The organism is Enterococcus sp. HMSC072F02, from assembly GCF_001837725.1.
Lineage (GTDB): Bacteria > Bacillota > Bacilli > Lactobacillales > Enterococcaceae > Enterococcus_B > Enterococcus_B lactis.
Genome location: NZ_KV833900.1, coordinates 1 through 627, shown reverse-complemented (window position 1 = coordinate 627; position 627 = coordinate 1). Strand labels below are relative to the sequence as shown.

General features: G+C 39.6%; 1 pseudogene. It reads right to left on the bottom strand.

The window, feature by feature from the left end:
* Positions 1 to 113 precede the first annotated feature (113 nt).
* Positions 114 to 627: pseudogene (locus HMPREF2731_RS02060) on the bottom strand (IS3-like element IS1485 family transposase); the annotation flags it as partial.

Sequence of the window (627 nt, the reverse complement as noted above, 5' to 3'; positions counted from 1 at the left end):
TTTTTTGACAAATTTTATAAGGTGCATAACTTCTTTCCGTATGCTATTCCGATTGTCCTTGACAATGAGCCTCCTCGGATGTGACGATCTTCGGCAGGAGCTAACAGTTAAAGTTAGACTGCCTCGCTAGCGTTAGCACATCCGAGCTCATTATCAAGGATTCGCTGCGCCAATCTCTGGTTACGGTAACCAACCGGTGTCTCGTAGCCAAGTGTACCGTGCAACCGAAGGTGGTTCCACCAATTGACATAGTCAAATAACTCCAAATCCAATTGTTGTAAGGTTTCAAATGTGTATTGATAGACAAATTCTACTTTCAACGACTTATAAGTTGATTCAGCTACGGCATTATCAAAAGGACAGCCTTTATGACTCAATGATCGATTGATGTCAAAAGTTGTTAATAATTCATCAATAGCTTGGTTATCAAACTCTTTTCCACGATCAGTATGAAAAATCTCAACCTCTGTCAGAGGTTGTTTGATACGGCTAAATGCTTTTTTTACTAGAACGGCATCTTTATGTTCTCCACAAGAATAGCCGAGAATTTCTCGATTGAACAGATCCAAAATGAAACAGACATAATTCCATTTTTTCCCGACTCGTACATAAGTCAAGTCTGTTACG